The organism is Mesorhizobium sp. BR1-1-2 (genome assembly GCF_020165435.1).
GTDB lineage: Bacteria > Pseudomonadota > Alphaproteobacteria > Rhizobiales > Rhizobiaceae > Mesorhizobium.
The window spans coordinates 536,972-561,187 of record NZ_JAIUID010000003.1; the positions used below are offsets into that span (position 1 = coordinate 536,972).

Sequence of the window (24,216 nt, forward strand, 5' to 3'; positions counted from 1 at the left end):
TTATCCATGCAAAAATAGACTTCACTATTTTGCAAGTTGACGGCCCCGGCGGGGAGCCGTCAGATGCCCTTCAGGTCACCCGCCGCGACCACCGGTCCCGTCGGCTGGCCGGTCGGCGAACCGCCTGAAGGCTCGAGGCTGACCGCCAGCACGGCGCCCTGCGCAAGTTTCTGCTGCACGGCCGGCGAAACCGTCACATGCGCAGCCTTCCCAGCCGGGATGACGCCCATCGAAACCGGCGCGTTATTGCCCGCGATCACCCACAGTTCGAAGTCCTTGCCGGAGGCCCGCTCACCGGAAACGTGCGACAGGCCGACTTCATGATGCGCCGCGTCATAGACGACGAGGTATCTGACGTCGCTGCCTTCGGCAGCCAGCGAGGCGACAAGCTGTGGTTGTTGGAGCGGCGGGTTGATGAAAGGCAAGGCGATATAGATCGCCAGCGCCGCGATGGCGGCGGCGGCAAGGCCGCGCCAGAAGGCAAGGCTCGACCATAGGCCGGCGCGAGGCTGCGAGGCGAACAGCCGGCGGTCGATCGCCTCCTTGACCCTGATCGGAGGTTCTGTCCCGGGATAGGCGACGGCCAAGGGCGAAAAATGGGCCTCCCAGGCATCGACAAGCCTAGCGAATGCGGCGTCGCCATCGATGCGGCGGGACGCGATCTGGCGTTCTTCCGCTGTCAGCACGCCAAGAACATATTCGGCGGCGAACAGGTCGTCGCCTCCACGTTCCGGTCCGTCGTCGTCTGCCGGCGTCATCTTTCCAGACACTCTCTGAGCTTCACCAGGCTGCGCCGCAGCCAGGTTCGCATCGTGTTCAGCGGCACGCCATGGCGCTCCGCCAGTTCGGCATAGCTCTCGCCGTTCAGATAAGCGCCCCGGACAGCCGCTGCCCGGCCCTTCTCCAATTCCTCGAGACAATGATAGATGCGCTCGGACTCGGCACCTGCCACGGTCATCGCCTCCGGTCCCGGCGCCGGATCGGCCACATCGAGCGCGGCATCGATATAGGCGGCGGGTTCCCGCCGCGCCCTGATGCGATCGATCGCATGGTTGCGCGCGATGGCCACCAGCCAGGACATCGGGCTTAGATCCGAGACGGCGAAACGGTCCGCCTTCGTCCATATTTTGACGAAGACCTCCTGAAGCGCCTCTTCGGCATCTCCCCGGTCCTTCAATACACGAAGGCAGACACCGAAAAGTTTCGCGCTGGTCTGCCGGTACAGCAGATCGAACGAAGCCCGGTCCTTCATCGAAGTCCGGACAATCAGATTGCTGATCTCCTGTGGCGTCATGTCGGCAAATTAGGGGATTGCGATGTATTTGCAACGGCGCAAATTTCCGTGCACCCAAAGCTTTCCGCACCGCGCCGCACTCGTTCCATCGCTCGATTGCCAACGGATTGGCCGCTGGTTACCTTGCTTGGATCGGGGGAGCGCGCATGTCGGTCGAACGGGTGCTGTGGGAAGAAGACGCCACCGGCCTTGCCGCGTTGGTGCGCAAGGGCGAGGTTTCGCCGGTCGAACTGGTCGACGCGGCGATCGCACGCGCCGAGGCCAGCCGGCCTGAAATCAATGCCACGGCCGAGCCACTCTACGATGCGGCGCGCAGCCGGGCGAAAGGCATCGACCGTTCCCTGCCGCTGGCCGGCGTGCCCTTCGCCATCAAGGATCTCGGCATCGCCATTAAAGGCGTGCCGTCGCATGGCGGTAGCCGCATCCCCGCCTGGGTGCCGGAGGTCAGCTCGGTGCTGACCGAGCGCTATCTCGCCGCCGGACTGATACCCATCGTCACCTCGACATCGCCCGAACACGGGCTGCGGCTGATGACCGAATCAAAGGCCTTCGGCATCACCCGCAATCCCTGGAACATCGGCCATACCAGCGGCGGCTCGTCCGGCGGCGCTGCGGCACTGGTCGCCGCCGGCGTCGTGCCGGTGGCGCATGCCTCCGATGGCGGCGGCTCGATCCGCGTGCCTTCTGCCTGCACCGGGCTGGTCGGCCTCAAGACCTCACGCGGCCGCGTCCCGCTGTCGCCATTGGTGAGCGAAAGCTGGTACGGCATGGTGGTCGACCATGCCGTAACCCGCTCGGTGCGCGATTGCGCCCTGCTGCTTGACCTCACCCATGGCCCCGACCCGCTCGCGCCCTATGCCGCGCTGCCGCCGAAAGGTGCGTTCGCCGCGGCTGCCGCGCGCGATCCCGGCAAGCTCAAGCTCGCAATGTACCGGAACTCTCCACTTGGCCTGCCGATTTCGGCCGAGACGCTGAAAGCGCTCGATACCGCGGTTGCGCTCACCCGCGAGGGCGGCCACAGCGTCGAGGAAATCGATTTGCCCTCCATCGGTCGCGACTTCTTCGCCGATTTCTGCAGAACGGTTGCCTCGGCGGTCGCAGGCATGTTGCGGGCCGAAGCGGTGCGCATCGGCCGCACCGTCACCGGCGACATCGAGCGCGCGACGCGGGTGCTCGGCCGATTGGGCGAAATGGTCTCGGCCGGCGAGACCTATTCAGGCTTGCAGCGGCTGCATGCCGCCTCGCGGCAACTGATTGCGGAGACGGCTCGGTATGACGCCGTGCTGATGCCTATCATCGCCCACCCGCCGCTCGCCTGCGGTGCGATGGACCCGAAGGGCGCCGACGAGCTCATCGAGAATATGCTCGACAAGCTTCGCCTCACGGCGCTGCTCAGGATCGAACCGCTGTTCGGCCAGCTGATGGACAAGAGCCTGTGGTTCACCCACTGGCCGGCGATCCAGAATGTCAGCGGCCAGCCGTCCATCGCGCTGCCCATCCACGTCACCGAAGCCGGCCTGCCGCTCGGCATCCAGGCCGCGGGCCGGCCCGGTGACGAGGAGACGCTTTTGTCCCTGGCCGCGCAGATGGAGAAGATCTCCGGTTGGCGGGGCCGCAGGGCGCCGCTTATGGTGCCATAAGCGATGACGAGGTCGTGAGCCGCTCGAATATGACAGCAAAGCCGTTTGCGGCCCGCGCCAATTCCCGCTAAGACGCCGCCGTCTTTACCTGATGCATGTCGCCCAGAAATGCGCAGCTGTTTTGGGACAACGGCAGGCATGAAATCAAAAACCAGGGAACCACGCCGATGACGGACATTGCCGCCACCGCCGAAATGCAGGCCGCCCTGCTGTCGCGGGCGCTGCCCTACATGCAGCGCTACGAGAACAAGACGGTGGTGGTGAAATATGGCGGCCACGCCATGGGCGACAGCGAACTCGGCAAAGCCTTCGCGCGCGACATCGCGCTGTTGAAACAGTCCGGCGTCAACCCGATCGTCGTCCATGGCGGCGGGCCGCAGATCGGCGCCATGCTCAACAAGATGGGCATTGAATCCAAATTCGAGGGCGGCCTGCGCGTCACCGACCAGAAGACGGTCGAGATCGTCGAGATGGTGCTGGCGGGCTCGATCAACAAGGAGATCGTCGCGCTCATCAATGCCGAGGGCGAATGGGCGATCGGCCTGTGCGGCAAGGACGGCAACATGGTCTTCGCCGAAAAGGCGCGCAAGACCATGATCGATCCGGACTCCAACATCGAGCGCGTACTCGATCTCGGCTTCGTCGGCGAGCCGGTCGAGGTCGACCGCACGCTGCTCGACCTTTTGGCGCGCTCCGAGATGATCCCGGTGCTGGCGCCGGTGGCGCCGGGCCGCGATGGCCACACCTACAACATCAATGCCGATACCTTCGCCGGCGCCATCGCCGGCGCCTGCAAGGCCTCGCGTCTTCTGTTCCTCACCGATGTGCCGGGCGTGCTCGACAAGAACAAGAAGTTGATCGACGAGCTGACAGTCGCCGAGGCCAGGGCGCTGATCAAGGACGGCACGGTGTCGGGCGGCATGATCCCAAAGGTCGAGACCTGCATCGAGGCGATCGAGCGCGGCGTCGAAGGCGTCGTCATCCTCAACGGCAAGACGCCGCATTCGGTGCTGCTCGAACTGTTCACCGAGCACGGCGCCGGCACGCTGATCGTGCCCTGATATTTGTGGGCTGTCGCGCCGGACGCTAGTCCGGCAGAGCGGCGACCGCCACGATCTCGATGACGAGATCGGGATGCGCAAGTGCGGCAACCCCGATTACCTCCGAGGGCGGCGGATTGTTGTAGCTGCAGTGCTTCGGGCAGTGCGTGGCGAAGAATTCGTCCATGACGTCCAGCCGGAAATTGGGGGAACTCAGAACGCCGCCGTCCGGAAATGGTCCTTTGACATATTGGGTGATCTTGACGAGATGCTCGAGCGAGCTGCCAAGCTCCTCCAGGTCCGATTTGATGGTCGTCAAAATGGAGCGCCATTGCGTCGCCGCGTCCCCCACGGCGCCACCTTTGCCCGTCGACGGGTCGTAATCTTCGGCCGTGCCCGTATTGCCGGCGAGAAAGACATAGCCCCTGGCGCCGCTGACGACGGTGCCTTTTCCCCAAGGCATCAGCCTGCCCTCTTTCATCTTTTTATGGGTGACAAGCTCCATCGCTTCCTCCTGCCGGACACCCTCCGCTTCCAGGAAGTAGCGCGCAGCCTGATAACGGCCAGCGTGAAAAAGTCAGGCGCGATGCGAATGCATGGCCGCGAGCACGGCAGGTTTCCGTGCCGTCCGTTCGAACACCATCGATTGCTCTTGCGCGTCCTGCGGCGCGCCCCGGAAATCGGCCAGCGTCGGGCCATCTTCACCCGGCCGTGGCGCGTCAGAAATCCCCAGACTCGCGGAACCAGACCCGCCGCCCCATCTGCGCATGGCGGACCTCTTCATGAATGATCCGCCCATGCCGGCACCATCACCGCCGCAGATGGCCGAGCGGCACGTGGCCTGGTCCCTTGATGTTCTGCAGCACGAGCTGCGTGTGGACGTCGCGCACACCGTCGAGCCGCATCAGCCGGTGCATGACGAAGGCGTTGAGTTCGTCGACCGACGGCACCATCACGTGCAGCAGGAAGTCGTGGTCGCCGGTCATCGTCCAGCAGGATGATACCTCGTCCATGCGCTGGACCGCGGCGATGAAGCTCTCGGGCGAACCGTCGCTGTGGCTGACCAGCCGCACCTGGATGAACACCTCGACCGTCAGGCCGACGGCACGGCGGCTGAGCACGGCGGCAAAGCCCTTGATGATGCCGGCCTCCTTCAGCGCCTCGAAGCGCCGCGCGCAAGGTGTCGTCGATAGGCCGATCTCCTGCGCCAGTTCCGAGACCGGCCTGCGTCCGTCGCGCTGGAGGATATCGAGCATCTTGATCTCGAAATCGTCGAACTGAGGCACTTTAACTCCGCTATGGCACATTCCGAGTGGATGTTATCCAAAAATCCTCATTCCGGCCATCACCAAAACCGATTTGCCTCCGCAAATCCGATTAGAATCCGGAATTTAGGTTGGCGAGGAGAAAAACCATGACGACGATGAGCGTTGCCGAATATGCCCGCGACTGCGCGGCTCAAGGGCTGCGCGGCGATTACTCGGTCTGCCGTGCCGATTTCACCGTGGCGCAGGGCTATGACTACAGCGCCGACGAACAGGCGGTGTGGCGCACACTGTGCGACCGCCAGACGAAACTGACGCGCAAGCTCGCCCACCATTCCTATCTCGACGGCGTCGACAAGCTCGGCCTGCTCGACCGCATCCCGGACTTCGATGAAGTCAGTGCCAAGTTGCGCAAGCTGACTGGTTGGGAGATCGTCGCCGTGCCGGGGCTCATCCCGGCCGCGCCCTTCTTCGACCATCTCGCCAGCCGCCGTTTCCCCGTCACCAACTGGCTGCGGACGCAGCAGGAACTCGACTACATCGTCGAACCCGACATGTTCCATGATTTCTTCGGCCATGTGCCGGTGCTGTCGCAGCCGGTCTTCGCCGACTTCATGCAGATGTACGGCCAGAAGGCGGGCGACATCATCGCGCTCGGCGGCGACGAAATGATCAGCCGGCTCTACTGGTATACGGCCGAATACGGCCTCATGCAGGAGAGTGGTCAGCCGCTGAAGGCCTTCGGCGCCGGCCTGATGTCATCCTTCACGGAGTTGCAGTTCGCGGTCGAGAGCAAGGATGCGCACCATGCGCCTTTCGACCTGGAAACGGTGATGCGCACGGGCTACGAAATCGACAAGTTCCAGCGCGTCTATTTCGTGCTGCCGTCCTTCGACGCGCTACGCGACACATTCCAGACCGCGGATTTCGCGGCGATCGTCGCTCGCCGCATGGGCGAGCCCGCACTCGACCCGGCGACTGTCTAGGGCAATCCAGGAAAAGTGTGCACGGTTTTCCCGGGAAAGCGCGTAGCGCTTTCCCTTGGGAATTGCGCAAAAACAAAGAGATAGAGCAGTTCAGCGTTCCATGGGACAGTGAATTGCTCTAGCCGGATTCGGATGGGCAGGGGCGAGCGAAACCTCGCCCTTCTATAGTGCGGCATAGATGTTGCGGTTGAACTTCGTCTCCATCACCACATGCGAAGCGGTTTTGACGATGCCGCCGATTTCATTCAGCGCGTTCACTTCCCGGTTCAGCTTCTCGAGCGTCTCGGCCGCGACATGGATGATCAGGTCCCACTCGCCGGTTATTGCATACACCGCCTGGATCGAAGCCATCGCCTTGATCTTTCTGGAGACGTCCGGGTAGCTCTTGTTGTTCAGGGCGGCGAAGGTGAAACAGTGGACGGAATTCTGAGCTGCCTCCTTGGTCAGCCGCACCGCGTAGCCTTCAATGACGCCGCCCGCCTCGAGCTTTTGTATGCGCTCCTGCAAGGCAGTCCGGGATACGCCGAGCTGACGCGCCAGTGATGCCACCGGCTCACGCGCGTTTTTCTGCATCAGCGCGAGCAGCTGGCGATCTTTTTCAGTCAATTCCACAATCAATCCTCTCCTTCGATCCGCCCTGGAACCGTCAATCCCTCGGCGCGATCCTATCGGCTGAACCACGTCCGCGACAATCCTGAGGAATAGCCGGTGCAGGCTGCGCAAGGCTGAAATATCCGGCATTTTGCCGCCTCACGGCACGCAATGACTGCATGGCTGCCATTATCCGGCATTTCGCCGGGTGGAACCCTGCTTTTCGCGACCTGAGTGTCAACTGTCACAAACGCCAGCCCATGAGGGGAACAGCTTCGGCTGCGATGGACGCAAATCGACAGCGAGCCGCATTGGACTTGCATCCGCAAGCCGAACGCGCGGAGACGTCGCGGTCGCAACAACCACTGGTGCCCGCCGCAGGCACAAATCATTTCAGCTGCATCCATAAGGGAGGATAACCTTGAAAAAACTGCTCGATTTCGCCATTCTTGCTGCCGCGACATTCGCGATCACGACGGCCGCCATGGCCGGAGAAACTTTGGATCGCGTCACGTCGAAGAAGGCGATGGTCGTCGCCACCAACGCCGCCTGGCCGCCGCAAAGCTTTCTTAATGACAGCAACGAACTCGCCGGCTTCGACATCGACGTCTCGCGCGAGATCGGCAAACGGCTGGGAGTCGAGGTCTCGTTCGAGACCCCCGACTGGGCGACGCTGACCGGCGGCCGCTGGCAAGGGCGCTACGACCTCGGCGTCGGCTCGGTCACGCCGACCAAGGCTCGTTCCAAGGTGATCGATTTTGTCGGCATCTATTATTACAGCCCCTATGTCTACGTCGTGCACAAGGATAGCACCGCGAAGTCGGTCACCGATCTCAACGGCAAGGTGATCGGCGTCGAGACGGCCACCACCTCGGAGGATTTCATCCGCCGCAAGCTCGAGATCGACGCGCCCGGCCTGCCTCCCGTCGAATACAAGCTGGAGCCCGGCGAGATCCGCACCTTCGCCGATTCCATGCTTCCCTTCGATGACCTGCGGCTCGGCGACGGTGTTCGCCTGAATGCCGTGATCGCGCCGGAGCAGACGGCGCAGAACGCCATCAAGAACGGCTATCCCGTGAAGATACTCGAAGGGGAATATGCCTTCCGCGAACCGCTCGTGGTCATCGCCGAGAAGAACGATCCCGAGTGGACCGCAAAGGTTTCGGGCATCATCGCCGAGCTGAAGAAGGACGGCACGCTCGCCGCGCTGACCACGAAATGGTACGGCAAGGACTACAGCGCCAAATGACGTTGGATCGCTCGCCGGCGCCGCTCGGCTGCCGGCGGGCATCACGCGTCAGATGCCGGAGCGGTGCAGCGTTTGAAACAATCGCCGCCCCTCTCTAAACCTTTGTTCTTGCGCAATTCCCCAAGAAAAGCGCTACGCGCTTTTCCTGACTCTGAGCGGGATGCAGTTGAAAGTCGCCGATGGCCTATCCGGACACCTATTACGCCCGCACCATGACCGACCGGAAGCTCAGGCCCCCGCTCCGCGGCGAGGCGCACTGTGACGTGGCCGTCGTCGGCGGGGGACTGGCCGGCCTGACCACGGCGCTGCAGCTGTCGCGTTCCGGGCTGCGCGTCGCCGTGCTCGAGGCCCAGGTCGTCGGTTTCGGCGCCTCCGGCCGCAATGGCGGCTTCGTCACGCCTGGCTTCGCCACCGGCGGCGACACCATTGCCGCGCGCGTCGGCAAGGAGGCGGCGCGGCAACTGCACCGGCTGTCGATCGAGGGCGTCGAATTCGTGCGTCACACCATCGAGGCGCTCGACATATCGGCCGCCAGGCCGCGCGACGGGCTGGTCAGCGTCTTGCGCTACGACGATGGCGACGCGCTCAAGGCCTATGCCGACCAGACGGCGCGCGACCACGGATACGAGCTTCAATATCTGCGCAGGGAAGACGTCCGTTCGGTGCTTAAATCGGCTCGCTACTATCAGGGCCTGCGCGACCCGAAAGCCTTTCACATCCATCCGCTCAATTATCTGCGTTCCGTGGCCGATGAAATCGAGCGGCTTGGCGGCAGCATCCATGAGAGCTCCGAAGTCGTGCAATGTGATCTGTCGGGGTCGCAAAAGATGCTGCGCACGCGAGAGGGCACGCTTCGGGCAACTCGCGTCGTGCTGGCTACCGGCGGCTACACCGGCCCGGTATTCAGTCAGCTCCACCGCGCCTTCCTGCCCATCGCGACCTATGTGATGGTTTCCGAGCCGGCGCCGCGCCTGATCGCGCAAGCCGTCGCGACCACGGACGCGGTCGGCGACAACCGGCGGGCGGGCGACTATTATCGGTTGGTCGACGGCGGCAATCGCCTGTTGTGGGGCGGGCGCATCACCACGCGCGCCGCTTCCGCCTACGCGCTGGCGCGCGAATTGCGCCGCGAGATGGTCGGTACCTATCCGCAGCTTGCGGACCTCAAGACCGAACTGGCCTGGTCCGGATTGATGTCCTATGCCCGTCACCTGATGCCCCAGATCGGCGAATTGCAGCCGGGCGTCTGGTATTGCACGGCTTTCGGCGGCCATGGCCTCAACACCACGGCCATCGCCGGAAAAGTCGTGGCGGAAGGCATTCTGGGCGTTTCGGACCGGTACCGGCAGTTCGCACCATTCGGATTGAGCTGGGCAGGCGGCGCCGCCGGCTTGGCGGCCGCGCAACTCACCTACTGGAAATTGCAGGCGCAGGACTGGTGGCGAGAACGTCATGCCGCCACGAAAGACAAGGTGACGGCATGATCGGCAGGCTGATGCTCTTCTATCCGGGGATCACCCGCCGCGCAGCGGCGGCGCTCGTGCTGGCGCTGTTGGCCGCCGGCCTTTACGCGATGGGCATCAAGTCAAACTGGATTGGCTCGGTGATTCCAGTTGCATCCGGCTGGCTGCAGGCCAACCCTGCGCTGTCGCGCGCGCTTTCCGCAGTGCTGATCGCGCTCATTGTGCTGGTGAATTGCAAGCTGCTGCTGCTTTTGCCCCGGCGACAGCAGATCGTCGGCGTTTGGATCGAACTGTTCGTGCTCCTGATGCTGTTCTTCTATTCCTTCGACCTGTCGCTTGCCTTCATCGCCAGGAAGATCGGCTTCCTGGTCACCCAGGGCGTCACCACCACGCTCTACATTTCGGCGATCTCGATCTTGATCGCGACAGCCATCGCACTTGTCGGCGCCATCGCCAAATTGACCGGAAACGGCATCGTGTACGGGCTGGCCACTTTCTACACCTCGTTGTTCCGCGGCCTTCCTTTGCTGATGCAGATCTACATCATCTATCTCGGCCTGCCGCAGGTCGGCTACGTGATCGGCGCGGTGCCGGCCGGCATTCTGGCGTTGTCGCTGTGTTATGGCGCCTACATGACCGAGATCTTCCGCGCCGGCATCGAAAGCATTCCGCGCGGACAGAGCGAAGGCGCCACCGCGCTTGGACTGAGCCCCGGCCAGACCATGGCGCTGGTCATCCTGCCGCAGGCCATGCGCGTCATCATCCCGCCGACCGGCAACCAGTTCATCGCCATGCTGAAGGATTCGTCCTTGGTGTCGGTCGTCGGCGTCTGGGAGATCATGTATCTCGCCCGCACCATGGGCCAGACGGAGTTCCGCCATATCGAGATGCTGATCACCGCCTCGATGATCTACTGGATCCTGTCGATCACGCTGGAGTTCGGCCAGGCCTATCTCGAACGGCGTTTCGGCCGCTCGGAGCAGCGGGCGTAGGGCAATTCGGGAAAGCTACGTCGCCGCCGTGCTGGTGCGCATCGCCATCTACGGCTTTTAAGCCGCTCGGGGGGCCGCGCCGTCAGGTGACGCGGCCTTGCCGGGATGAGATGATTTTCGCGGGGCTGCGGAACCTTCAGGCGGCGATCACCTTGCCGAGATGCTCGCCGAGCCGGCAGGCCAACGCCGTGATCGTCGTCGTCGGGTTGCATTGGCCCGAGGTGCAGAACACCGAGGAGCCGCCGATGTAGAGATTGTCCATGCCGTGCACCTTGCAATTGGCATCCACGACGCTCTTGGTGACATCGGTGCCCATGCGCGTGCCGCCCATGTGATGGTGGCCGGCCGTCTCCTCGTCCGTCGGGTAGTCGCCGCCATTCGAAATCCAGTCGGCTATACGCACCCGGCCCAGGTTCTTCCGGGCCAGCGTCGTCCCGAAAAGCCTCAGCCCTTCGAGCAGCGTGCGGCGTTCCAGGTCCGATTTCTTCCAGTGCAGCTCGATGCGCGGCACGCCGGCGTGGTCGACCACGGTCTTCGACAGCTCGACCTGGTTCGAGGCCAGCGGCGCCTGCTCCCAGGCGACATAGAGCTGGGCCGCGCAGCGCAGGTTCTGGTTGAGCCTGCCCGATAGCCACTCCGCCATGCTGGGCGCCGTACAGGCGAGATCGGCGATCAGGTCCTTGACGCCCGGATAGGGCGTCTCGATCAGCCTGATGCCGAAATTCATGATCCGCAGGCGCTCCATCGCGGCCGGCATCGGCGAGAAGAAGGCCTCGTTCACCGCATCGACCTCGAATGCGCCATAGTCGGCCAGGATGGCGTTGCCGCCCTGGAAGGTCGGGTGTTCCATCCAGTAGCGGCCAAGTGCCGTCGCGTTCGGCACGACGCCTCCATTGGAGCGCTGGTTCGACCACAAAAGCAGCCGCGAATTCTCCAGCCCCCCGGTACAGACGATGAAATAGTCGGCGCTGAAGAAACCGGCATCCTGGCCCTGCGACCACAGCCTGGCGCCGGTCACGCGTCTGCCGTCGCCGGCAAGCTCGGTGGCACATGTGTCGAGCACGACAGCGATGTTCCGGCTCTTGTCGAGCTCGTCGGCGTATTTCTCAGCGAAGCGCACCGCACCGCTCTTGATCAGCTGCACCCAGCGGATGTCGTCCGAGATCGGTGCGTCCGGCCGGAAATCTGGCAGTTCCAGGATTTCGCGCACTTCGCCCAGATAGGGTTCGATGTCACTGCGCCGGATCGGCCAACCGGTGTCCGGCACCCACGCCTTCGGCTCGAAATCCTGTTTGTCGAGCACGCGGCACCAGCCGGCCCAGTGATTCGAGCTGCCGCCCATGAACCGCAGCCGGGTGATATCGAGATCGAAATAGAAATCGCCGACCGTGGTGCCGCGGTAGAAATCCTGCGAGGTGTCGCTGAACTCCCTGCCGCCGGCCTCCAGCACCACGACCGGTATGCCAGCGGCGCCGAGCTTTCTGGCGATCGTGGTGCCGGCCGGGCCGGAGCCGAGAACACAGACCCTGGGCGTGAAATTCGCGGCGCGAAACGCCTCATAACTGTCGAAGATCATGCCAGGTCACTCCGCTTCAGGATCCAGCCATTGATCTCGACGATCTCATCGGGGGCGGCTTCGGAAGAACCCGCATCGGGCAATTTGCGAAACAGCGACAGGGCAGGCACCGCGATCAGCGTCTGCATGATCATTCGGCGCGACATCTTCTTGATAAGGAAACTCATGACAGGTCTCTCGACGGGTCTCTATCCAGGCATGTTCCCTGAACGGCACATGCTTCATCATCGAAGCCAGAAGCGTGCCAAAACTGGTCGCAAGCCGGAACAATGCGCAGCCGAGTGCAAACAGGGTTAGAGACTCCTTAACAGGCCGATATGCTGGATCAGCCCGTTCAGGCCGCCTCGGAGATGTCGGTGTCGAGGATCACCAGGTTGCGTCCCCGATGTTTGGCCTGGTAGAGGCGCCGGTCGGCGGCCCGCATCAGCTCCGACACGCTGGCGCTTTCATTGCAGAGGGTTCCGCCGACGCTGACGGTCAGCGGAATGGTCCGCTCGTCCACGGGCCGGAAGCGGATCAGCTCGACTTCGCGGCGAATGTGCTCTGCGACGCGCTTGGCTTCCCGTTCCGTGGCTCCGACCAGCAATGCGCCGAACTCCTCGCCGCCGATGCGGCCGAGGACGTCGCCGTCGCGCACCCCGCGCTTGATGGCGCTGGCGATCAGGAGCAGCGCGTCGTCGCCGGTCAGATGGCCGAAGCTGTCATTGATCATCTTGAAATGGTCGGCATCGATGATCAGCAAGGCGCCGCGATCGGGCTTGTGCCGGGAGCCGTTGAGCACGGCAAAGAAGCTTTCCCGGTTGAGCATGCCCGTCATGTCGTCGCGGCTGGCCTTTTCCGCCAGCCGGCGATGCGCTGCGGCAAGCTGGGCGTGCGTGCGGGCAAGGTCGCGATGCGCCGACTTCAGCCTGTCGCTGTGCCAGAACGTGCTTGCGCAGGCCGCCCATGCAAGAACCAGCGGACACAATGTCGAGGTCAGCCAGATCATGCGGTTGACCGGGAATCCCATGGCGGGGACGATGATCAGGGTCAGAAGGAGCGAAACCGCGACAGAGACGAAAGCAATGGTGGCGGACTTCAGAATTATACTGCTCATCGCTGGCTCCCACTGGACCGCCTCTGTGCCAGCAAGCCCTGAAGGCCACCTTTCCAGGATGCCTAAAATTTGAACGGTGAGACGGTTTCTGCCACTTTCGGCGCGTAGAAGTTGTGGATAAAGCCCCTTCAAGATCGTCCGTTTCGTGCCATAAGGGGCGCATGGCTACACACCCCGACCCCGCTCGCTTCGCCCATGTCACCGACTGGGTGTTCGACCTGGACAACACGCTCTATCCGCACCATTCGAATCTGTTCTCGCAGATCGATGTCAAGATGACCGCCTATGTCGGGGAGCTGCTGTCGCTGCCGCGCGAGGACGCGCGCAAGCTGCAGAAGGAACTTTATCGGGAATATGGCACGACGCTGAACGGGCTGATGACGCGCCATGGCATAGACCCCGACGATTTCCTCGAGAAGGTCCACGACATCGACTATTCCTGGCTGGTGCCAGATCCCGTCCTCGGCACCGCCATTCGCCAGCTTCCCGGCCGCAAGTTCATCTTCACCAACGGCGACCGCAGGCATGCCGAGCGCACTGCGCGCCAGCTTGGCATCCTTGATCATTTCGACGACATCTTCGATATCGTCGCCGCCGGGCTCAACCCCAAGCCGGCGCGCCAGACCTACGAGAAATTCGCCGAACTCCACGCCGTTACCGGCCAAAATGCGGTGATGTTCGAGGATCTCGCGCGCAACCTGGCCGTGCCGAAGTCGCTGGGCATGACGACGGTCCTGGTGGTGCCGCGCAATTTCGAGCCGACATTCTCCGAAATCTGGGAGCGCGATCCGGCGCAGGAAGATGATGTCGACTTCGTCACCGACGACCTCGCCGGATTCCTGACGGAGATAGTCGTGGGTATAAGGCAGTAGTGAGTAGTGAGTAGTGAGTAGTGGAAATTGAGCGGCGAGCAGAGACTGCAAACGGCTTATCACTCACTACTCACTACTCACTACTCACTACTCACTACTCACCACTCACTATTCCCCTAACTTGTAGAACCGGCTGATGATGCCCCAGGCCTCGTCGGCGGTGTCGACGAAATCGATGATGTCCTGGTCGCCGGGACTGATCGTGCCTTGCTCGGCGAGGAAATCGAGGTCGATCGCCCGTTTCCAGAAGGATTTGCCGAACAGGATCACCGGCACGCGCTCCATGCGCCCGGTTTGGATCAGCGTCAGCGTCTCGAAGAATTCGTCCATCGTGCCGAAGCCGCCGGGAAACACCGCGACGGCCTTGGCGCGCATGACGAAATGCATCTTGCGGATGGCGAAATAGTGGAAGTTGAAACAGAGTTCCGGCGTCACATAGGCATTGGGCGCCTGCTCGTGCGGCAGAACGATGTTAAGGCCGATGGAGGGCGCGCCGACATCGTCGGCGCCGCGATTGCCGGCCTCCATGACGCCGGGCCCGCCGCCGGTCACCACGACATATTCGCGGTAATATGAACCGGCCGATTGCTGCGAGCAGAGGCGGGCGAATTTGCGCGCTTCCTCGTAATATTTGCTGTTTTCCTCGAGGTTCTTCTTCTGCGTCTCGTTTTTGGCAGCCCAGGCCTCGCCGCCGGGTTCAGGCAGCCGCGCGCCCCCGAACAGGACCACGGTCGAGCGGATACCGCGCTCGGCCAGGATCATCTCCGGCTTCAGGAGTTCGAGCTGCAGCCTGACCGCGCGCAGTTCGCGCCGCGTCATGAAGTCGGGATCGTTCCACGCCAGGCGGTAGGTCTCGGCGCGCGTCTGGGGCGTGTCCGGCACGCTCCTGGCCCGCTCCAGATCCTCGTCCGAATGCGGCAGCGGCGTCCAGCCCGCCTTTTCCATGGGTGTCATGATGTCAGGTCCGTCCATTTCATTTACTTGCGCCGTCCCATGGCGCAGTCGCGATTGACCCCTACTCTGCCTTCACATAGGGTCCGCGCGATTTTCAAAACAGGTTAAGGCTCAGCCCCTTAACAGCCTGGTAATGGAGCGAATTCATGTCGAAGCCGGATCTGGCGAGCCTCGAAAAGACCATCGATAAGGCCTTCGAGGAACGTGACGCGATCTCGACGGCGACCAGAGGCGAGACACGCGATGCCATCCAGTCGGCGCTCGATCTGCTCGACCGCGGCACCGCCCGCGTTGCCGAGCGCCAGGCCGATGGCCAATGGCATGTCAACCAATGGCTGAAGAAAGCCGTCCTTTTGTCCTTCCGGCTGAACCCGATGGAGATCATCAAGGGCGGTCCCGGCCAGGCCGTGTGGTGGGACAAGGTGCCGTCGAAGTTCGACGGCTGGAGCGCCGTCGATTTCGAGAAGGCCGGTTTCCGCGCCGTGCCGTCGTCGGTCGTGCGCCGCTCGGCCTACGTCGCGCCGGGCGCCGTGCTGATGCCGTCCTTCGTCAATGTCGGCGCCTATGTCGATTCGGGCACCATGGTCGATACCTGGGCTTCGGTGGGCTCCTGCGCCCAGATCGGCAAGAATGTGCACCTGTCGGGTGGCGTCGGCATCGGCGGCGTGCTGGAGCCGATGCAGGCCGGTCCCACCATTATCGAGGACAATTGCTTCATCGGCGCGCGCTCGGAAGTGGTCGAAGGCTGCATCGTGCGCGAGGGCTCGGTGCTCGGCATGGGCGTCTTCATTGGTCAGTCGACCAAGATCGTCGACCGCGCCACCGGCGAGATTTTCTACGGCGAAGTGCCACCGAATTCCGTCGTCGTAGCCGGTTCGCTGCCTGGCAAGCCGTTTCCGAACAAGGAGCCGGGTCCAAGTCTCTATTGCGCGGTCATCGTCAAGCGGGTCGATGCCAAGACCCGGTCCAAGACGTCGATCAACGAATTGCTGCGCGATTGATCTTTTTGGAAAGCGGGCGCACCTTCCGCCGGCGCGACGATCGGTCGCGCCGGTTCAACATGGAGGGGTGACATGGACTGGAAATATCTGCTGACGAGTTTCGAAGGCACCCGGGGTGTCAATCAATATGGACGGGACCCGCTTGCCTAACAGATCCAACCTCACTTGGCTTTTCTTCAAGACATCGGGCCGCGTCAGCCGCGCGGCCTATTTTCTTGGCGGGCTGCTCGTGGCCATCATCCAGGCTTTCCCGCTCTACCGCTTCACGCTGGTGGCGGAAGGCTCGCCCGAGAGCAATATGTGGTCGTTCGTCTTCTTCATCGCCTTCATCGCCTCGCTGTGGTCGAACATCGCGCTGGCGGTGAAGCGGCTGCACGACCTCGACAAACCCGGCGTCGCGGCGTTGGTCCTGTTCGTGCCGGTCGTCTCGATCGTCGCCTTCGTCGTTCTTTGCCTGTTTCCGGGCCAGCCCGGACCCAACCGCTATGGCAGGCGCACCAATGCACCGGCCGAACCCTGAGCGCCGTATGTCGCCATGCGCTACTGGCGACATGCATGAAAACAAAGGCCTGATGCGCGTCGCCTGAAGTCGTTCAGACCCGACGCGCTTCAGGCGCGGCGACCTGATCCGCACTGAAACAGGGCGATCCGCTGCCGGCCGCTTCCGCCTCACGGACCAGGGCAATGATCCGCCGGACCGTGGGCGCCGGTGTGCCCGCTTCTTGCGCCAGGCGAAGAACGGCGCCCTGCAAATCGCCGATCTCCGTCGGCCGGCCGCGCTGCAAATCGTCCCACATGGAGGAACGCGCCTCCGGGTCGATGGCCAGCATCCGTCGCGCCAGCAGCCTGAACAGCCAATCGGGGAGGCGGAGCACTATCGGCAACAGCGCCGGCCGCAAGCCGGCGATCCGCGCCGGCTCGATGCCCGACGCCTTCATCGCCTGGAGCGCCTCGTCGATCTGTCCAGCCAGGATCAGCCGCCAGCGCCGGTCGGCAAGCTCGCTCGCCAGCGGCAGGCCCGAAAGCGCCACCAGCGCATTGTTCAAATTCATCAAAAGCTTGCCCCACAGCACGGCTTTCATGTCGGCATGGGCTTCAATCCGGAACCCTTCGACGCCGAGAAGGCTGATCAAACCGGCATCGCTGTCCTCGATCACGACCTTGCCGTCGCTGGCGCGGTGGACACGCAGCGGCAATTCGCCCTCGGCCGATTGCACGACATTGAATGGCACCATGCCCGCCAGCACTGTTCGCCCGCTGATACCGGTGCGCAGCCTGTCGGCATTGTCGATGCCGTTCTGCAGGCTCACCACCACGGCGTCCGGCGGGGCATGCGCGGCGATGAGCGCAGCCATTTCCCGCGTCGCGCCGCTCTTGACGGTGACCAGGATCACGTCCGCCTCCGGGAAGGCGGCGGTTGGATCTGTGGTGACGGCAAGCGCTTGCGGCTCAAGGCGCCGGTCGCGGCCCTCAAGGTCGCTGACCCGCAATCCGCCTTGCCGCAGGGCCGCCTCGATGCGCGGCCGGGCCAGCAGAATCACCTTGCGCCCGGCGAGCGCCAGGCAGCCGCCGGCATAGCAGCCGATGCTGCCGGCGCCGGCAATGACGATTCTCCTGTCCCCCTTTGCCATCTCTTACTCCGCACCGGGCCCGCGACTATACGACATGAAAACCATAATGTCGGCGGTATCGCCGGTCATAGGACTGGCCCCTACGTCTGGCCGTGACAGGCCTTCAGCTTTCGACTATCGCTTTTGCCATGACGCTGCCGACCGATCCCGCCGCAAACCTTGCCGCCCTCATCCGTTGCGCCTCCGTGACGCCGGCCGAAGGCGGTGCGCTGACAGCATTGCAGACGATGCTGGAACCGCTCGGCTTTCTCGTCGATCGCCCGGTGTTTTCGGAAGACGGCACGCCCGATATCGAGAACCTTTATGCCAGGCGCTCCGGCAATGGCCCGCATCTGATGTTCGCCGGACACACCGACGTGGTGCCGGTCGGCGACGAAGCCGCCTGGACGCATCCGCCCTTCGGCGCCGAGATCGCCAATGGCGAGATGTATGGCCGGGGTGCGGTCGACATGAAGGGCGGCATCGCCTGTTTCATCGCCGCGATAGCGCGCCATGTCGAGACGAATGGCGGCCCGAAAGGCTCGGTCTCGCTGCTGATCACCGGCGACGAGGAAGGCCCGGCCATCAACGGCACCACGAAGCTGCTCGAATGGGCGGCTTCCAGGGGCGAGAAATGGGATGCATCGATCGTCGGCGAGCCGACCAACCCGGCTGCGCTCGGCGATATGATAAAAATCGGTCGGCGCGGCTCGCTGTCGGGCGACATCACCGTCAATGGCCGCCAGGGCCATGTCGCCTATCCCTTGCTTGCCGACAATCCGGTACGCGGGCTGATGAGCCTGGTCGATGCTTTGCTGCATCCCGTCTTCGATGAGGGCACGAAGGATTTCCAGCCGACCAATCTGGAGGTGACGTCCATCGACGTAGGCAACCCGGCCACCAATGTCATTCCAGCCAAGGCGACCGCCACCTTCAACATCCGCTTCAACGACAGCTGGACCGCCGAGACCATACAGGCCGAAATCCACAATCGTCTCGACCAGGCGGCGGGCCGCAAGAAATACCGGCCGGGCAAGGAGATGCCGGTCGACTACGACCTCGTCTGGCGCGACCGGCCGAGCCATGTCTTCCTGACCCGCGACGACCGGCTGATCGAGACATTGAGCGGCTCGGTCAAGACGGTGGTCGGCAGAGCGCCGGCGCTGTCCACCTCCGGCGGCACATCGGATGCGCGCTTCATCAAGGACTATTGCCCGGTGGTCGAATTCGGCCTGGTCGGCAAGACCATGCACATGGTCGACGAACGCGTCGCCCTTGCCGATCTCGAGACGCTGACGCAAATCTATCAGCGCTTCATCGAAGACTGGTTCGGACAGGACTGAGCAGCATGCTTTCGGCGGACGAGACCCAAGTTTCGCTGACCGGCGCCTGGCGACTGATGCTCGGCAGGGCCGATGGCCTGCGTCTGCTCGACCTGTCTGCCGATGGTTTCTGGAATTCCTTTTTCGCCATCGTCGTCGCGGCGCCGGCATTGATCGTCGGCTGGGTCGGCATCGCCAACGAGATCGGCGATCCCGATGCCTTCGCGGGCCGCTTCAGCATGCTGTTGCGGCTGGCGACAGTCGATATCGGTTCCTGGGTGCTGCCTCTGGTTGCACTCGCTCTGGTCGCGCCGCGCGCCGGCATCGGCGGCCGCTTCGTCCACTATGTCGTGGCCTCGAACTGGGCTTCGGCTATCACCGCCTGGCTGATGCTGCCGTCGGCACTGATCAGGCTTTTCCTGACCTCGGCGAACCAGATCTCCAGCCTTGTGTCGCTGCTGTTGTTCGCGCTCTCGATGGTGCTGACCTGGCGCATGACCAACGCGACCATCGGCAGAGGTGCCGCAATCGGGACCGCTGTCTTCGTCGGCATGTTCATCGCTTCGCTGATCGTGCTGTTCGGGCTGCAGGCGCTGCTTGGAATCACGGTTCCGGACACCGGAGCTCAGAGCCTTTCGGGACTCTATCCGGGATAATCGACGCCGACCAGAAAAAGCCCGTCGGGCGGCGCCACCTGGCCGCAGGCGGCGCGGTCGTGCGCCTCGAGCGCCGCCTTGAGATCGCCGGCCGTCCATGCGCCTTCGCCGACGCGCTTGAGCGAGCCGACCATCGAGCGCACCTGGTTGTGCAGGAAGGAACGCGCCGAGGCTCTGACTTCGATCATGTCGCCCGAACGGTTGACGTCAAGACGGTCGAGCGTGCGCACCGGGCTCTCGGCCTGGCATTGCGTGGAGCGGAAGGTGGTGAAATCGTGCCGCCCGAGCAGCACTTTGGCGGCTTCGTGCATGGCAGCGGCGTCGAGCCGCTTCGGCACCCACCAGACCTTGCCCTTTTCCAGCGCCGAGGGCGCGCGCCGGTTTAGGATGCGGTAGAGATAGTGGCGGCCGATGGCCGAGAAGCGGGCATCGAAGCCGTCGACGACGGTCGTGGCTTTCAAGATCGCGATGCGATTGCCGGCGGCCTGCAGATGCGCGTTGACGGCATCGCGCACCTTGTCGTCCGGCCAGGCCTTGGCCAGGTCGACATGCGCCACCTGGGCCGTCGCATGCACGCCGGCATCGGTACGGCCGGCAGCCCGCAAGCGGACCTGCTGGCCGCAGAATTTTTCGATCGCCTGCTCGATCGCCTGCTGCACCGAAGGCTGGTCCGCCTGATGCTGCCAGCCGGCAAACAGGCTGCCGTCATATTCGATGTCGAGGCGAAAACGCGGCATGCCGGGCGGCTATACGCACTCGCCTAGGCGGCGAGTGCGGTGAAGGCCGAGGCGTAGACCAGCCGGCCGGTTTCGGGAGCGTCGCCCCAGGCCAGCGCCTGCAGCGCCTCGCCCTGGTAGTCGCTCTCGAAGCCTTCGGCGCGCGCATGGCTGTAGCCGAAACGGCTGTAGTAGGCGGGGTCGCCCAGCACCACGGCCAGCGTCTCGCCGGCGTCGCGTAGGCGGATGTGAGTCTCGCGGATCAGCGCGCCGCCAATGCCGGTGCCGTGAAACGATGGCTCCACCGCCAGCGGCGCCAGTGCCACCGCCGGAAAATCCTTGCCGCCGGCGCGGACGAAAAGCCGCGAAAACAGGATGTGGCCGACCACTTGCCCGTCTTCTTCCGCCACCAGTTCGACAACAGCGTCGCCGCCGGAAACCAGCGCGTCAACCAGCCCGGCTTCCGCCTGCTGGCCGAAAGCGTGTTCCTCGACGAGGCGGATGGCCTCGCGATCCCGCGGCGTCGCCGCGCGTATCGACATCATGCTCATGACAGTTTCATTCCCTTTTCGATCTTGGTCCCGCGCAGGAATTCTTGCGCGGCGGCGGGCCTTCCGCCCGCCCGTTGAACTTCGACCAGCCGGATCGCGCCCGCTCCGCAGGCGACCGTCAGGCGGTCGTCGAGAATTCCTCCCGGTTCGCCCCCGCCTTGCGCAAGCGTCGAGCGAAGCAGTTTCAGCCGTTCCACCCGGCCACCGATTTCAACCTCGCACCAGGCGCCGGGGAAGGGCGACAGGCCGCGAATGTTATTGTGGACTTCGGCCGCGGGTCGCGTCCAATCCACGTGCGTATCGGATTTATCGATCTTTCTTGCGTAGGTCACCCCCTCAACCGGTTGGGCGGTGAATGCCAGGCTATTCCTTTCCAGCCGCGCCAGCGCTTCCACGATCAGCGCGGCGCTGACGCTCATCAATCGATCATGCAGATCGCCGGCAGTCATGTCGGGTTCGATGACGCATTTTTCAACCAGCCCCACCGGGCCGGTGTCGAGGCCTTCTTCCATGCGCATGACCATCATGCCGGTTTCGCTGTCGCCCGCCATGATCGCCCGTTGGATGGGCGCCGCACCGCGCCACCGCGGCAACAGCGACGCATGACCGTTGATGCAGCCCAGTCGCGCCGCCTCGAGAACCGCCCTGGGCAAAAGCAGGCCGTAAGCCACGACCACGCCGATATCGGCTTGCAACGCGCGAAAAGCTGCCTGTTCGGCCTCGCCTTTGAGCGACGTCGGCGTGCGCGTCTCGATGCCCAGCCGTTCCGCCTCGCGCTGTACCGGCGACGGCGTCAGCTCAAGGCCGCGCCGGCCGGCGGCCCGCGGCGGCTGCGTGTAGACGGCGGCGACATCATGTCCGGCCTCGGCAATCGCGCGCAACGTCGGCACCGAAAACTCCGGCGTCCCCATGAAAATGACGCGAAGGGGCATTGTCCCCTATCCCACCAGCTTGCCCGGAGCCTTGTCCTTGGCCAGCTTCTTGAACTTCTTCACCACCATGTCGCGTTTCAGCTTCGAAATGTGGTCGATGAACAGCACGCCGTTGAGATGGTCGATCTCATGCTGCAGGCAGGTCGCCATCAGCCCCTCGGCCTCCATCTCCTGCAGCTTGCCGTCGCGGTCGAGATACTTGACCCGCACGGAAGCCGGGCGTTCGACCTCGGCATAATAGTCGGGGATGGACAGGCAGCCTTCCTCGTAGACGGAGCGCTGGTCGGCGCTTTCCAGGATTTCTGGGTTGATGAAGACATGCGGCGCCGGCGTCTCGTCCTCCTTGGCGAGGTCGATCACCAGCATGCGCAGCGGCTCGCCGATCTGGATCGCGGCGAGCCCGATGCCGGGCGCGTCATACATGGTCGCCAGCATGTCGTCGGCCAGTTTGTGCAAGGGTGCATCGACGCGCTCCACCGGCTTGGAAACCTGGCGCAGGATGGGGTCGGGAAGGATGATGAGCGGCTTGATCGGCATGGCGTCTCACCTAAGACCTTGAATAAAGGGCGTCAACCGGTGCGCCAGGGGATCGTTCACGTTTTGATCTGTGCTGGGCGGCCGAATCGTCTATGCTGTGCGCATGAACGACCTGACATCCATCCTTTCGGAGCCCGTCGCCCGGCTTGGCGCGACCACGATCACGCTCGGCCATGCGCTGGCTTTCGGGGCCTTTGTGTTTCTTGGCCTGTTCGTGGCGCTTGTCGTCGCGCTGTGGCGCTCGGCCAAGGCGCGTGCTGTTGCCGCCGCCGAAGCCGCCGACCATGCCCGCGATGCCGAGGCGCGGATGGCCGGCATATTGCAAAGCCAGGCTGAGATGCAGGGTCGCATGGGCGCTATCGCGGAAGTCTTCGGCGCGCGGCAGGCGGAACTGACGCAGTCGATCGGCCAGCGCCTCGACGCCATGACTGGCCGCCTCGGCCAGACCATGACCGAGCAGACCAGGTCCACGCATGAAAGCCTGGCCAAATTGCAGGAGCGGCTGGCCGTCATCGACACCGCGCAAGGCAATATCCAGTCGCTCGCCGGCCAGGTCGTGCAATTGCAGGCGATCCTCTCCAACAAGCAGACGCGCGGCGCCTTCGGCCAGTCGCGCATGGAAGCGATCGTCGCCGACGGCCTGCCGCACGGCGCCTACGAGTTCCAGGCGACCTTGTCCAACGGCAGCCGGCCCGATTGCCTGGTGAAGATGCCCAACGGCGCGCCGTCGCTTTCCGTCGACGCCAAGTTTCCGCTGGAAGCCTGGAACGCCATCCGCGCCGCCGAAGGCGTCGAACAGCAGAAGGTCGCGGCGCAGGCCTTCCGCCGCGACATCGAGGTGCATATCCGCGATATCGCGGAAAAATACCTGATCCAGGGCGAGACGCAGGACACCGCCTTCATGTTCGTGCCGTCGGAATCGGTGTTTGCCGAGATCCACGAGAATTTCGAGGCGGTGGTGCAGAAGGCGCACCGCGCCCGCGTCGTCATCGTCTCGCCGTCGCTGCTGATGCTGTCGATCCAGGTCATCCAGGCGATTCTCAAGGATGCCCGCATGCGCGAGCAGGCACACTTGATCCAGGGCGAGGTGATCCGGCTGATGGAGGATGTTTCGCGCGTCGACGAGCGAGTGCGCAAATTGCAGGGCCATTTTGCCCAGTCGGCCAAAGATATAGACGACATCCTCGTCTCGACGTCGAAGGTGACCAAGCGCGGCCAGAAGATCGAAGCTCTGGAGTTCGGTGCGCAGCCCGGTGGCGAAGCCGGCCCTGATATCGCGTCACCAGCCCCTGCCAAGCCCGAACCCGGCCCGCGCGTTGTCGATTCCCCGCGCGTTGCCGATTCAAAGACCGGCCAGCTCAGGCTGAGGGTCGTCGAAGGCGACGAATGAGGCGCCGCACCGGGCCGGCGCTACTGCTCCTCCACTGTGGTCATGCCCTGAAATTCAGGTAGCCAGTGAAGCGCCGAGCGGTGCCATTTTTGCAGTGTCGGAATCAAATCCTGGCGTTGCCGCGCGGTTCCCACGCGAATGCCGTAGACCTTGGGGCCATCTCCGACCGACGTGGCGTAAAGGTGCGAGCCGCAGTCGCCACAAAAGGCCTGGACGCGCTTGGCGCCGCTTGCCACGGTCTTGATGTAGATCTTCGGCGTACCCCTGGTGATCCGGTAGTGATCTTCAGATGCCGGAACGGTGACGCGAAACGCAGTCCCGGTCAGCTGTTGGCAATCGGTACAATGGCAGATCGAGGTCTTTTCCGGCTCGACCTCCGCCTCATAGGTGATGGCGCCACAATGACAGCCGCCGTCGATCTTCATAGTCAGTCCTCCAAGAATTCGATCGGCCGATCTTAGCGGCGCAGCGGCGCAAGGCAAC

Annotated in this window: 27 protein-coding genes; 12 read left to right on the forward strand and 15 right to left on the reverse strand. The window is 63.7% G+C overall.

Annotation, left to right across the window (positions count from 1 at the left end; genetic code table 11):
• Positions 1-59 precede the first annotated feature (59 nt).
• The gene (locus tag LB551_RS09075) at positions 60-758 is read right to left on the reverse strand and encodes an anti-sigma factor domain-containing protein (RefSeq protein WP_224626566.1); all 699 of its coding nucleotides are present in this window, start codon (positions 756-758) and stop codon (positions 60-62) included.
• Positions 755-1,294 (reverse strand): sigma-70 family RNA polymerase sigma factor, encoded by a 540-nt coding sequence (locus LB551_RS09080; protein WP_224626563.1) that lies wholly within the window; start codon positions 1,292-1,294, stop codon positions 755-757. The genes LB551_RS09075 and LB551_RS09080 overlap by 4 nt, the downstream gene beginning before the upstream one ends.
• A 146-nt stretch (positions 1,295-1,440) precedes the next feature.
• Between LB551_RS09080 and LB551_RS09085 the strand changes: the two genes are divergently transcribed.
• Positions 1,441-2,934, forward strand: a complete 1,494-nt coding sequence (locus LB551_RS09085; RefSeq protein ID WP_224626561.1) for an amidase — start codon at positions 1,441-1,443, stop codon at positions 2,932-2,934.
• 167 nt (positions 2,935-3,101) lie between these two features.
• Positions 3,102-3,995: an acetylglutamate kinase gene (argB, locus tag LB551_RS09090; protein WP_140551636.1), complete on the forward strand. Its 894-nt coding sequence runs from the start codon at positions 3,102-3,104 to the stop codon at positions 3,993-3,995.
• 25 nt (positions 3,996-4,020) lie between these two features.
• On the opposite strand, the gene LB551_RS09095 is transcribed toward argB, so the two are convergent.
• Positions 4,021-4,479 (reverse strand): RidA family protein, encoded by a 459-nt coding sequence (locus LB551_RS09095; protein ID WP_140551635.1) that lies wholly within the window; start codon positions 4,477-4,479, stop codon positions 4,021-4,023.
• A gap of 304 nt (positions 4,480-4,783) precedes the next feature.
• Positions 4,784-5,260 (reverse strand): Lrp/AsnC family transcriptional regulator, encoded by a 477-nt coding sequence (locus LB551_RS09100; protein ID WP_224658950.1) that lies wholly within the window; start codon positions 5,258-5,260, stop codon positions 4,784-4,786.
• Positions 5,261-5,388: 128 nt separating this feature from the next.
• On the opposite strand from LB551_RS09100, the gene phhA reads away from it, so the two are divergent.
• Positions 5,389-6,225, forward strand: coding sequence for a phenylalanine 4-monooxygenase (gene phhA / locus LB551_RS09105; protein ID WP_140551634.1), 837 nt, complete (start codon positions 5,389-5,391; stop codon positions 6,223-6,225).
• Positions 6,226-6,387: 162 nt separating this feature from the next.
• Here phhA and LB551_RS09110 read toward each other — a convergent pair whose 3' ends face one another.
• The gene (locus LB551_RS09110; protein WP_224658951.1) at positions 6,388-6,966 is read right to left on the reverse strand and encodes an Lrp/AsnC family transcriptional regulator; all 579 of its coding nucleotides are present in this window, start codon (positions 6,964-6,966) and stop codon (positions 6,388-6,390) included.
• Between the two features lie 334 nt (positions 6,967-7,300).
• Between LB551_RS09110 and LB551_RS09115 the strand changes: the two genes are divergently transcribed.
• The 3 genes from LB551_RS09115 (at position 7,301) to LB551_RS09125 (ending at position 10,520) form a co-directional block, all read left to right on the forward strand.
• Positions 7,301-8,065, forward strand: coding sequence for a transporter substrate-binding domain-containing protein (locus tag LB551_RS09115; protein WP_224556422.1), 765 nt, complete (start codon positions 7,301-7,303; stop codon positions 8,063-8,065).
• A 179-nt stretch (positions 8,066-8,244) separates the two neighbouring features.
• Complete coding sequence (locus LB551_RS09120) at positions 8,245-9,549, forward strand: NAD(P)/FAD-dependent oxidoreductase (protein ID WP_224658953.1); 1,305 nt, start codon at positions 8,245-8,247, stop codon at positions 9,547-9,549.
• On the forward strand, positions 9,546-10,520 hold the full coding sequence (locus LB551_RS09125; RefSeq protein ID WP_224658954.1) for an amino acid ABC transporter permease: 975 nt from the start codon (positions 9,546-9,548) through the stop codon (positions 10,518-10,520). The genes LB551_RS09120 and LB551_RS09125 overlap by 4 nt, the downstream gene beginning before the upstream one ends.
• A 136-nt stretch (positions 10,521-10,656) precedes the next feature.
• Here LB551_RS09125 and LB551_RS09130 read toward each other — a convergent pair whose 3' ends face one another.
• The 3 genes from LB551_RS09130 to LB551_RS09140 form a co-directional block, all read right to left on the reverse strand.
• Positions 10,657-12,096 carry a GMC oxidoreductase gene (locus tag LB551_RS09130; RefSeq protein ID WP_224658955.1) on the reverse strand — a complete coding sequence of 480 codons (1,440 nt, stop codon included), beginning with the start codon at positions 12,094-12,096 and terminating at the stop codon, positions 10,657-10,659.
• Positions 12,093-12,263 carry a hypothetical protein gene (locus LB551_RS09135; RefSeq protein ID WP_224658956.1) on the reverse strand — a complete coding sequence of 57 codons (171 nt, stop codon included), beginning with the start codon at positions 12,261-12,263 and terminating at the stop codon, positions 12,093-12,095. The genes LB551_RS09130 and LB551_RS09135 overlap by 4 nt, the downstream gene beginning before the upstream one ends.
• Positions 12,264-12,430: 167 nt before the next feature.
• Positions 12,431-13,192 (reverse strand): GGDEF domain-containing protein, encoded by a 762-nt coding sequence (locus LB551_RS09140; protein WP_224658957.1) that lies wholly within the window; start codon positions 13,190-13,192, stop codon positions 12,431-12,433.
• Between the two features lie 161 nt (positions 13,193-13,353).
• Here LB551_RS09140 and LB551_RS09145 point away from each other — a divergent pair, with 161 nt between their 5' ends.
• A complete protein-coding gene (locus LB551_RS09145) occupies positions 13,354-14,064 on the forward strand; it encodes a pyrimidine 5'-nucleotidase (protein ID WP_224658958.1) in 711 nt (236 codons plus the stop codon).
• A 108-nt stretch (positions 14,065-14,172) separates the two neighbouring features.
• On the opposite strand, the gene LB551_RS09150 is transcribed toward LB551_RS09145, so the two are convergent.
• Entirely contained in the window at positions 14,173-15,018 is an 846-nt protein-coding gene (locus LB551_RS09150; protein WP_224658959.1) for an LOG family protein, read from the reverse strand.
• Positions 15,019-15,164: 146 nt separating this feature from the next.
• Here LB551_RS09150 and dapD point away from each other — a divergent pair, with 146 nt between their 5' ends.
• Positions 15,165-16,019: a 2,3,4,5-tetrahydropyridine-2,6-dicarboxylate N-succinyltransferase gene (dapD, locus tag LB551_RS09155; protein WP_224658960.1), complete on the forward strand. Its 855-nt coding sequence runs from the start codon at positions 15,165-15,167 to the stop codon at positions 16,017-16,019.
• Between the two features lie 142 nt (positions 16,020-16,161).
• Positions 16,162-16,539, forward strand: coding sequence for a DUF805 domain-containing protein (locus LB551_RS09160; RefSeq protein ID WP_224658961.1), 378 nt, complete (start codon positions 16,162-16,164; stop codon positions 16,537-16,539).
• A gap of 73 nt (positions 16,540-16,612) precedes the next feature.
• On the opposite strand, the gene LB551_RS09165 is transcribed toward LB551_RS09160, so the two are convergent.
• Complete coding sequence (locus LB551_RS09165; RefSeq protein ID WP_224658962.1) at positions 16,613-17,650, reverse strand: 2-dehydropantoate 2-reductase; 1,038 nt, start codon at positions 17,648-17,650, stop codon at positions 16,613-16,615.
• Between the two features lie 128 nt (positions 17,651-17,778).
• Here LB551_RS09165 and dapE point away from each other — a divergent pair, with 128 nt between their 5' ends.
• The gene (dapE, locus tag LB551_RS09170; RefSeq protein WP_224658963.1) at positions 17,779-18,972 is read left to right on the forward strand and encodes a succinyl-diaminopimelate desuccinylase; all 1,194 of its coding nucleotides are present in this window, start codon (positions 17,779-17,781) and stop codon (positions 18,970-18,972) included.
• A 5-nt stretch (positions 18,973-18,977) separates the two neighbouring features.
• The gene (locus tag LB551_RS09175; protein ID WP_224658964.1) at positions 18,978-19,607 is read left to right on the forward strand and encodes a transporter; all 630 of its coding nucleotides are present in this window, start codon (positions 18,978-18,980) and stop codon (positions 19,605-19,607) included.
• Here the strand turns inward: LB551_RS09175 and truA are convergent.
• Genes truA through def form a run of 4 tightly spaced genes read right to left on the reverse strand, consistent with a single transcriptional unit; the run spans position 19,595 to position 22,343 of the window.
• Positions 19,595-20,344 (reverse strand): tRNA pseudouridine(38-40) synthase TruA, encoded by a 750-nt coding sequence (gene truA, locus LB551_RS09180; RefSeq protein WP_224658965.1) that lies wholly within the window; start codon positions 20,342-20,344, stop codon positions 19,595-19,597. The two genes, LB551_RS09175 and truA, sit on opposite strands and share 13 nt — an antisense overlap.
• A 23-nt stretch (positions 20,345-20,367) precedes the next feature.
• Positions 20,368-20,874, reverse strand: a complete 507-nt coding sequence (locus LB551_RS09185; protein ID WP_224658966.1) for a GNAT family N-acetyltransferase — start codon at positions 20,872-20,874, stop codon at positions 20,368-20,370.
• Positions 20,871-21,806, reverse strand: a complete 936-nt coding sequence (gene fmt, locus LB551_RS09190) for a methionyl-tRNA formyltransferase (RefSeq protein ID WP_224658967.1) — start codon at positions 21,804-21,806, stop codon at positions 20,871-20,873. The genes LB551_RS09185 and fmt overlap by 4 nt, the downstream gene beginning before the upstream one ends.
• Before the next feature lie 6 nt (positions 21,807-21,812).
• A complete protein-coding gene (def, locus tag LB551_RS09195) occupies positions 21,813-22,343 on the reverse strand; it encodes a peptide deformylase (RefSeq protein WP_224658968.1) in 531 nt (176 codons plus the stop codon).
• A gap of 103 nt (positions 22,344-22,446) precedes the next feature.
• Here def and LB551_RS09200 point away from each other — a divergent pair, with 103 nt between their 5' ends.
• Complete coding sequence (locus LB551_RS09200; RefSeq protein WP_224658969.1) at positions 22,447-23,733, forward strand: DNA recombination protein RmuC; 1,287 nt, start codon at positions 22,447-22,449, stop codon at positions 23,731-23,733.
• A 20-nt stretch (positions 23,734-23,753) separates the two neighbouring features.
• On the opposite strand, the gene LB551_RS09205 is transcribed toward LB551_RS09200, so the two are convergent.
• Positions 23,754-24,158 carry a GFA family protein gene (locus tag LB551_RS09205; protein ID WP_224626472.1) on the reverse strand — a complete coding sequence of 135 codons (405 nt, stop codon included), beginning with the start codon at positions 24,156-24,158 and terminating at the stop codon, positions 23,754-23,756.
• Positions 24,159-24,216 lie beyond the last annotated feature (58 nt).

Bases quoted from the DNA above. Each gene is read 5' to 3' on its own strand.
- LB551_RS09075 (WP_224626566.1), bottom strand. From the start codon at position 758: ATGACGCCGGCAGACGACGACGGACCGGAACGTGGAGGCGACGACCTG.
- LB551_RS09080 (WP_224626563.1), bottom strand. From the start codon at position 1,294: ATGACGCCACAGGAGATCAGCAATCTGATTGTCCGGACTTCGATGAAG.
- LB551_RS09085 (WP_224626561.1), top strand. From the start codon at position 1,441: ATGTCGGTCGAACGGGTGCTGTGGGAAGAAGACGCCACCGGCCTTGCC.
- argB (WP_140551636.1), top strand. From the start codon at position 3,102: ATGACGGACATTGCCGCCACCGCCGAAATGCAGGCCGCCCTGCTGTCG.
- LB551_RS09095 (WP_140551635.1), bottom strand. From the start codon at position 4,479: ATGGAGCTTGTCACCCATAAAAAGATGAAAGAGGGCAGGCTGATGCCT.
- phhA (WP_140551634.1), top strand. From the start codon at position 5,389: ATGACGACGATGAGCGTTGCCGAATATGCCCGCGACTGCGCGGCTCAA.
- LB551_RS09110 (WP_224658951.1), bottom strand. From the start codon at position 6,966: ATGCCGGATATTTCAGCCTTGCGCAGCCTGCACCGGCTATTCCTCAGG.
- LB551_RS09115 (WP_224556422.1), top strand. From the start codon at position 7,301: ATGGCCGGAGAAACTTTGGATCGCGTCACGTCGAAGAAGGCGATGGTC.
- LB551_RS09120 (WP_224658953.1), top strand. From the start codon at position 8,245: ATGGCCTATCCGGACACCTATTACGCCCGCACCATGACCGACCGGAAG.
- LB551_RS09125 (WP_224658954.1), top strand. From the start codon at position 9,546: ATGATCGGCAGGCTGATGCTCTTCTATCCGGGGATCACCCGCCGCGCA.
- LB551_RS09130 (WP_224658955.1), bottom strand. From the start codon at position 12,096: ATGATCTTCGACAGTTATGAGGCGTTTCGCGCCGCGAATTTCACGCCC.
- LB551_RS09135 (WP_224658956.1), bottom strand. From the start codon at position 12,263: ATGAGTTTCCTTATCAAGAAGATGTCGCGCCGAATGATCATGCAGACG.
- LB551_RS09140 (WP_224658957.1), bottom strand. From the start codon at position 13,192: ATGAGCAGTATAATTCTGAAGTCCGCCACCATTGCTTTCGTCTCTGTC.
- LB551_RS09145 (WP_224658958.1), top strand. From the start codon at position 13,354: ATGGCTACACACCCCGACCCCGCTCGCTTCGCCCATGTCACCGACTGG.
- LB551_RS09150 (WP_224658959.1), bottom strand. From the start codon at position 15,018: ATGACACCCATGGAAAAGGCGGGCTGGACGCCGCTGCCGCATTCGGAC.
- dapD (WP_224658960.1), top strand. From the start codon at position 15,165: ATGTCGAAGCCGGATCTGGCGAGCCTCGAAAAGACCATCGATAAGGCC.
- LB551_RS09165 (WP_224658962.1), bottom strand. From the start codon at position 17,650: ATGGCAAAGGGGGACAGGAGAATCGTCATTGCCGGCGCCGGCAGCATC.
- dapE (WP_224658963.1), top strand. From the start codon at position 17,779: ATGACGCTGCCGACCGATCCCGCCGCAAACCTTGCCGCCCTCATCCGT.
- LB551_RS09175 (WP_224658964.1), top strand. From the start codon at position 18,978: ATGCTTTCGGCGGACGAGACCCAAGTTTCGCTGACCGGCGCCTGGCGA.
- truA (WP_224658965.1), bottom strand. From the start codon at position 20,344: ATGCCGCGTTTTCGCCTCGACATCGAATATGACGGCAGCCTGTTTGCC.
- LB551_RS09185 (WP_224658966.1), bottom strand. From the start codon at position 20,874: ATGAGCATGATGTCGATACGCGCGGCGACGCCGCGGGATCGCGAGGCC.
- fmt (WP_224658967.1), bottom strand. From the start codon at position 21,806: ATGCCCCTTCGCGTCATTTTCATGGGGACGCCGGAGTTTTCGGTGCCG.
- def (WP_224658968.1), bottom strand. From the start codon at position 22,343: ATGCCGATCAAGCCGCTCATCATCCTTCCCGACCCCATCCTGCGCCAG.
- LB551_RS09200 (WP_224658969.1), top strand. From the start codon at position 22,447: ATGAACGACCTGACATCCATCCTTTCGGAGCCCGTCGCCCGGCTTGGC.
- LB551_RS09205 (WP_224626472.1), bottom strand. From the start codon at position 24,158: ATGAAGATCGACGGCGGCTGTCATTGTGGCGCCATCACCTATGAGGCG.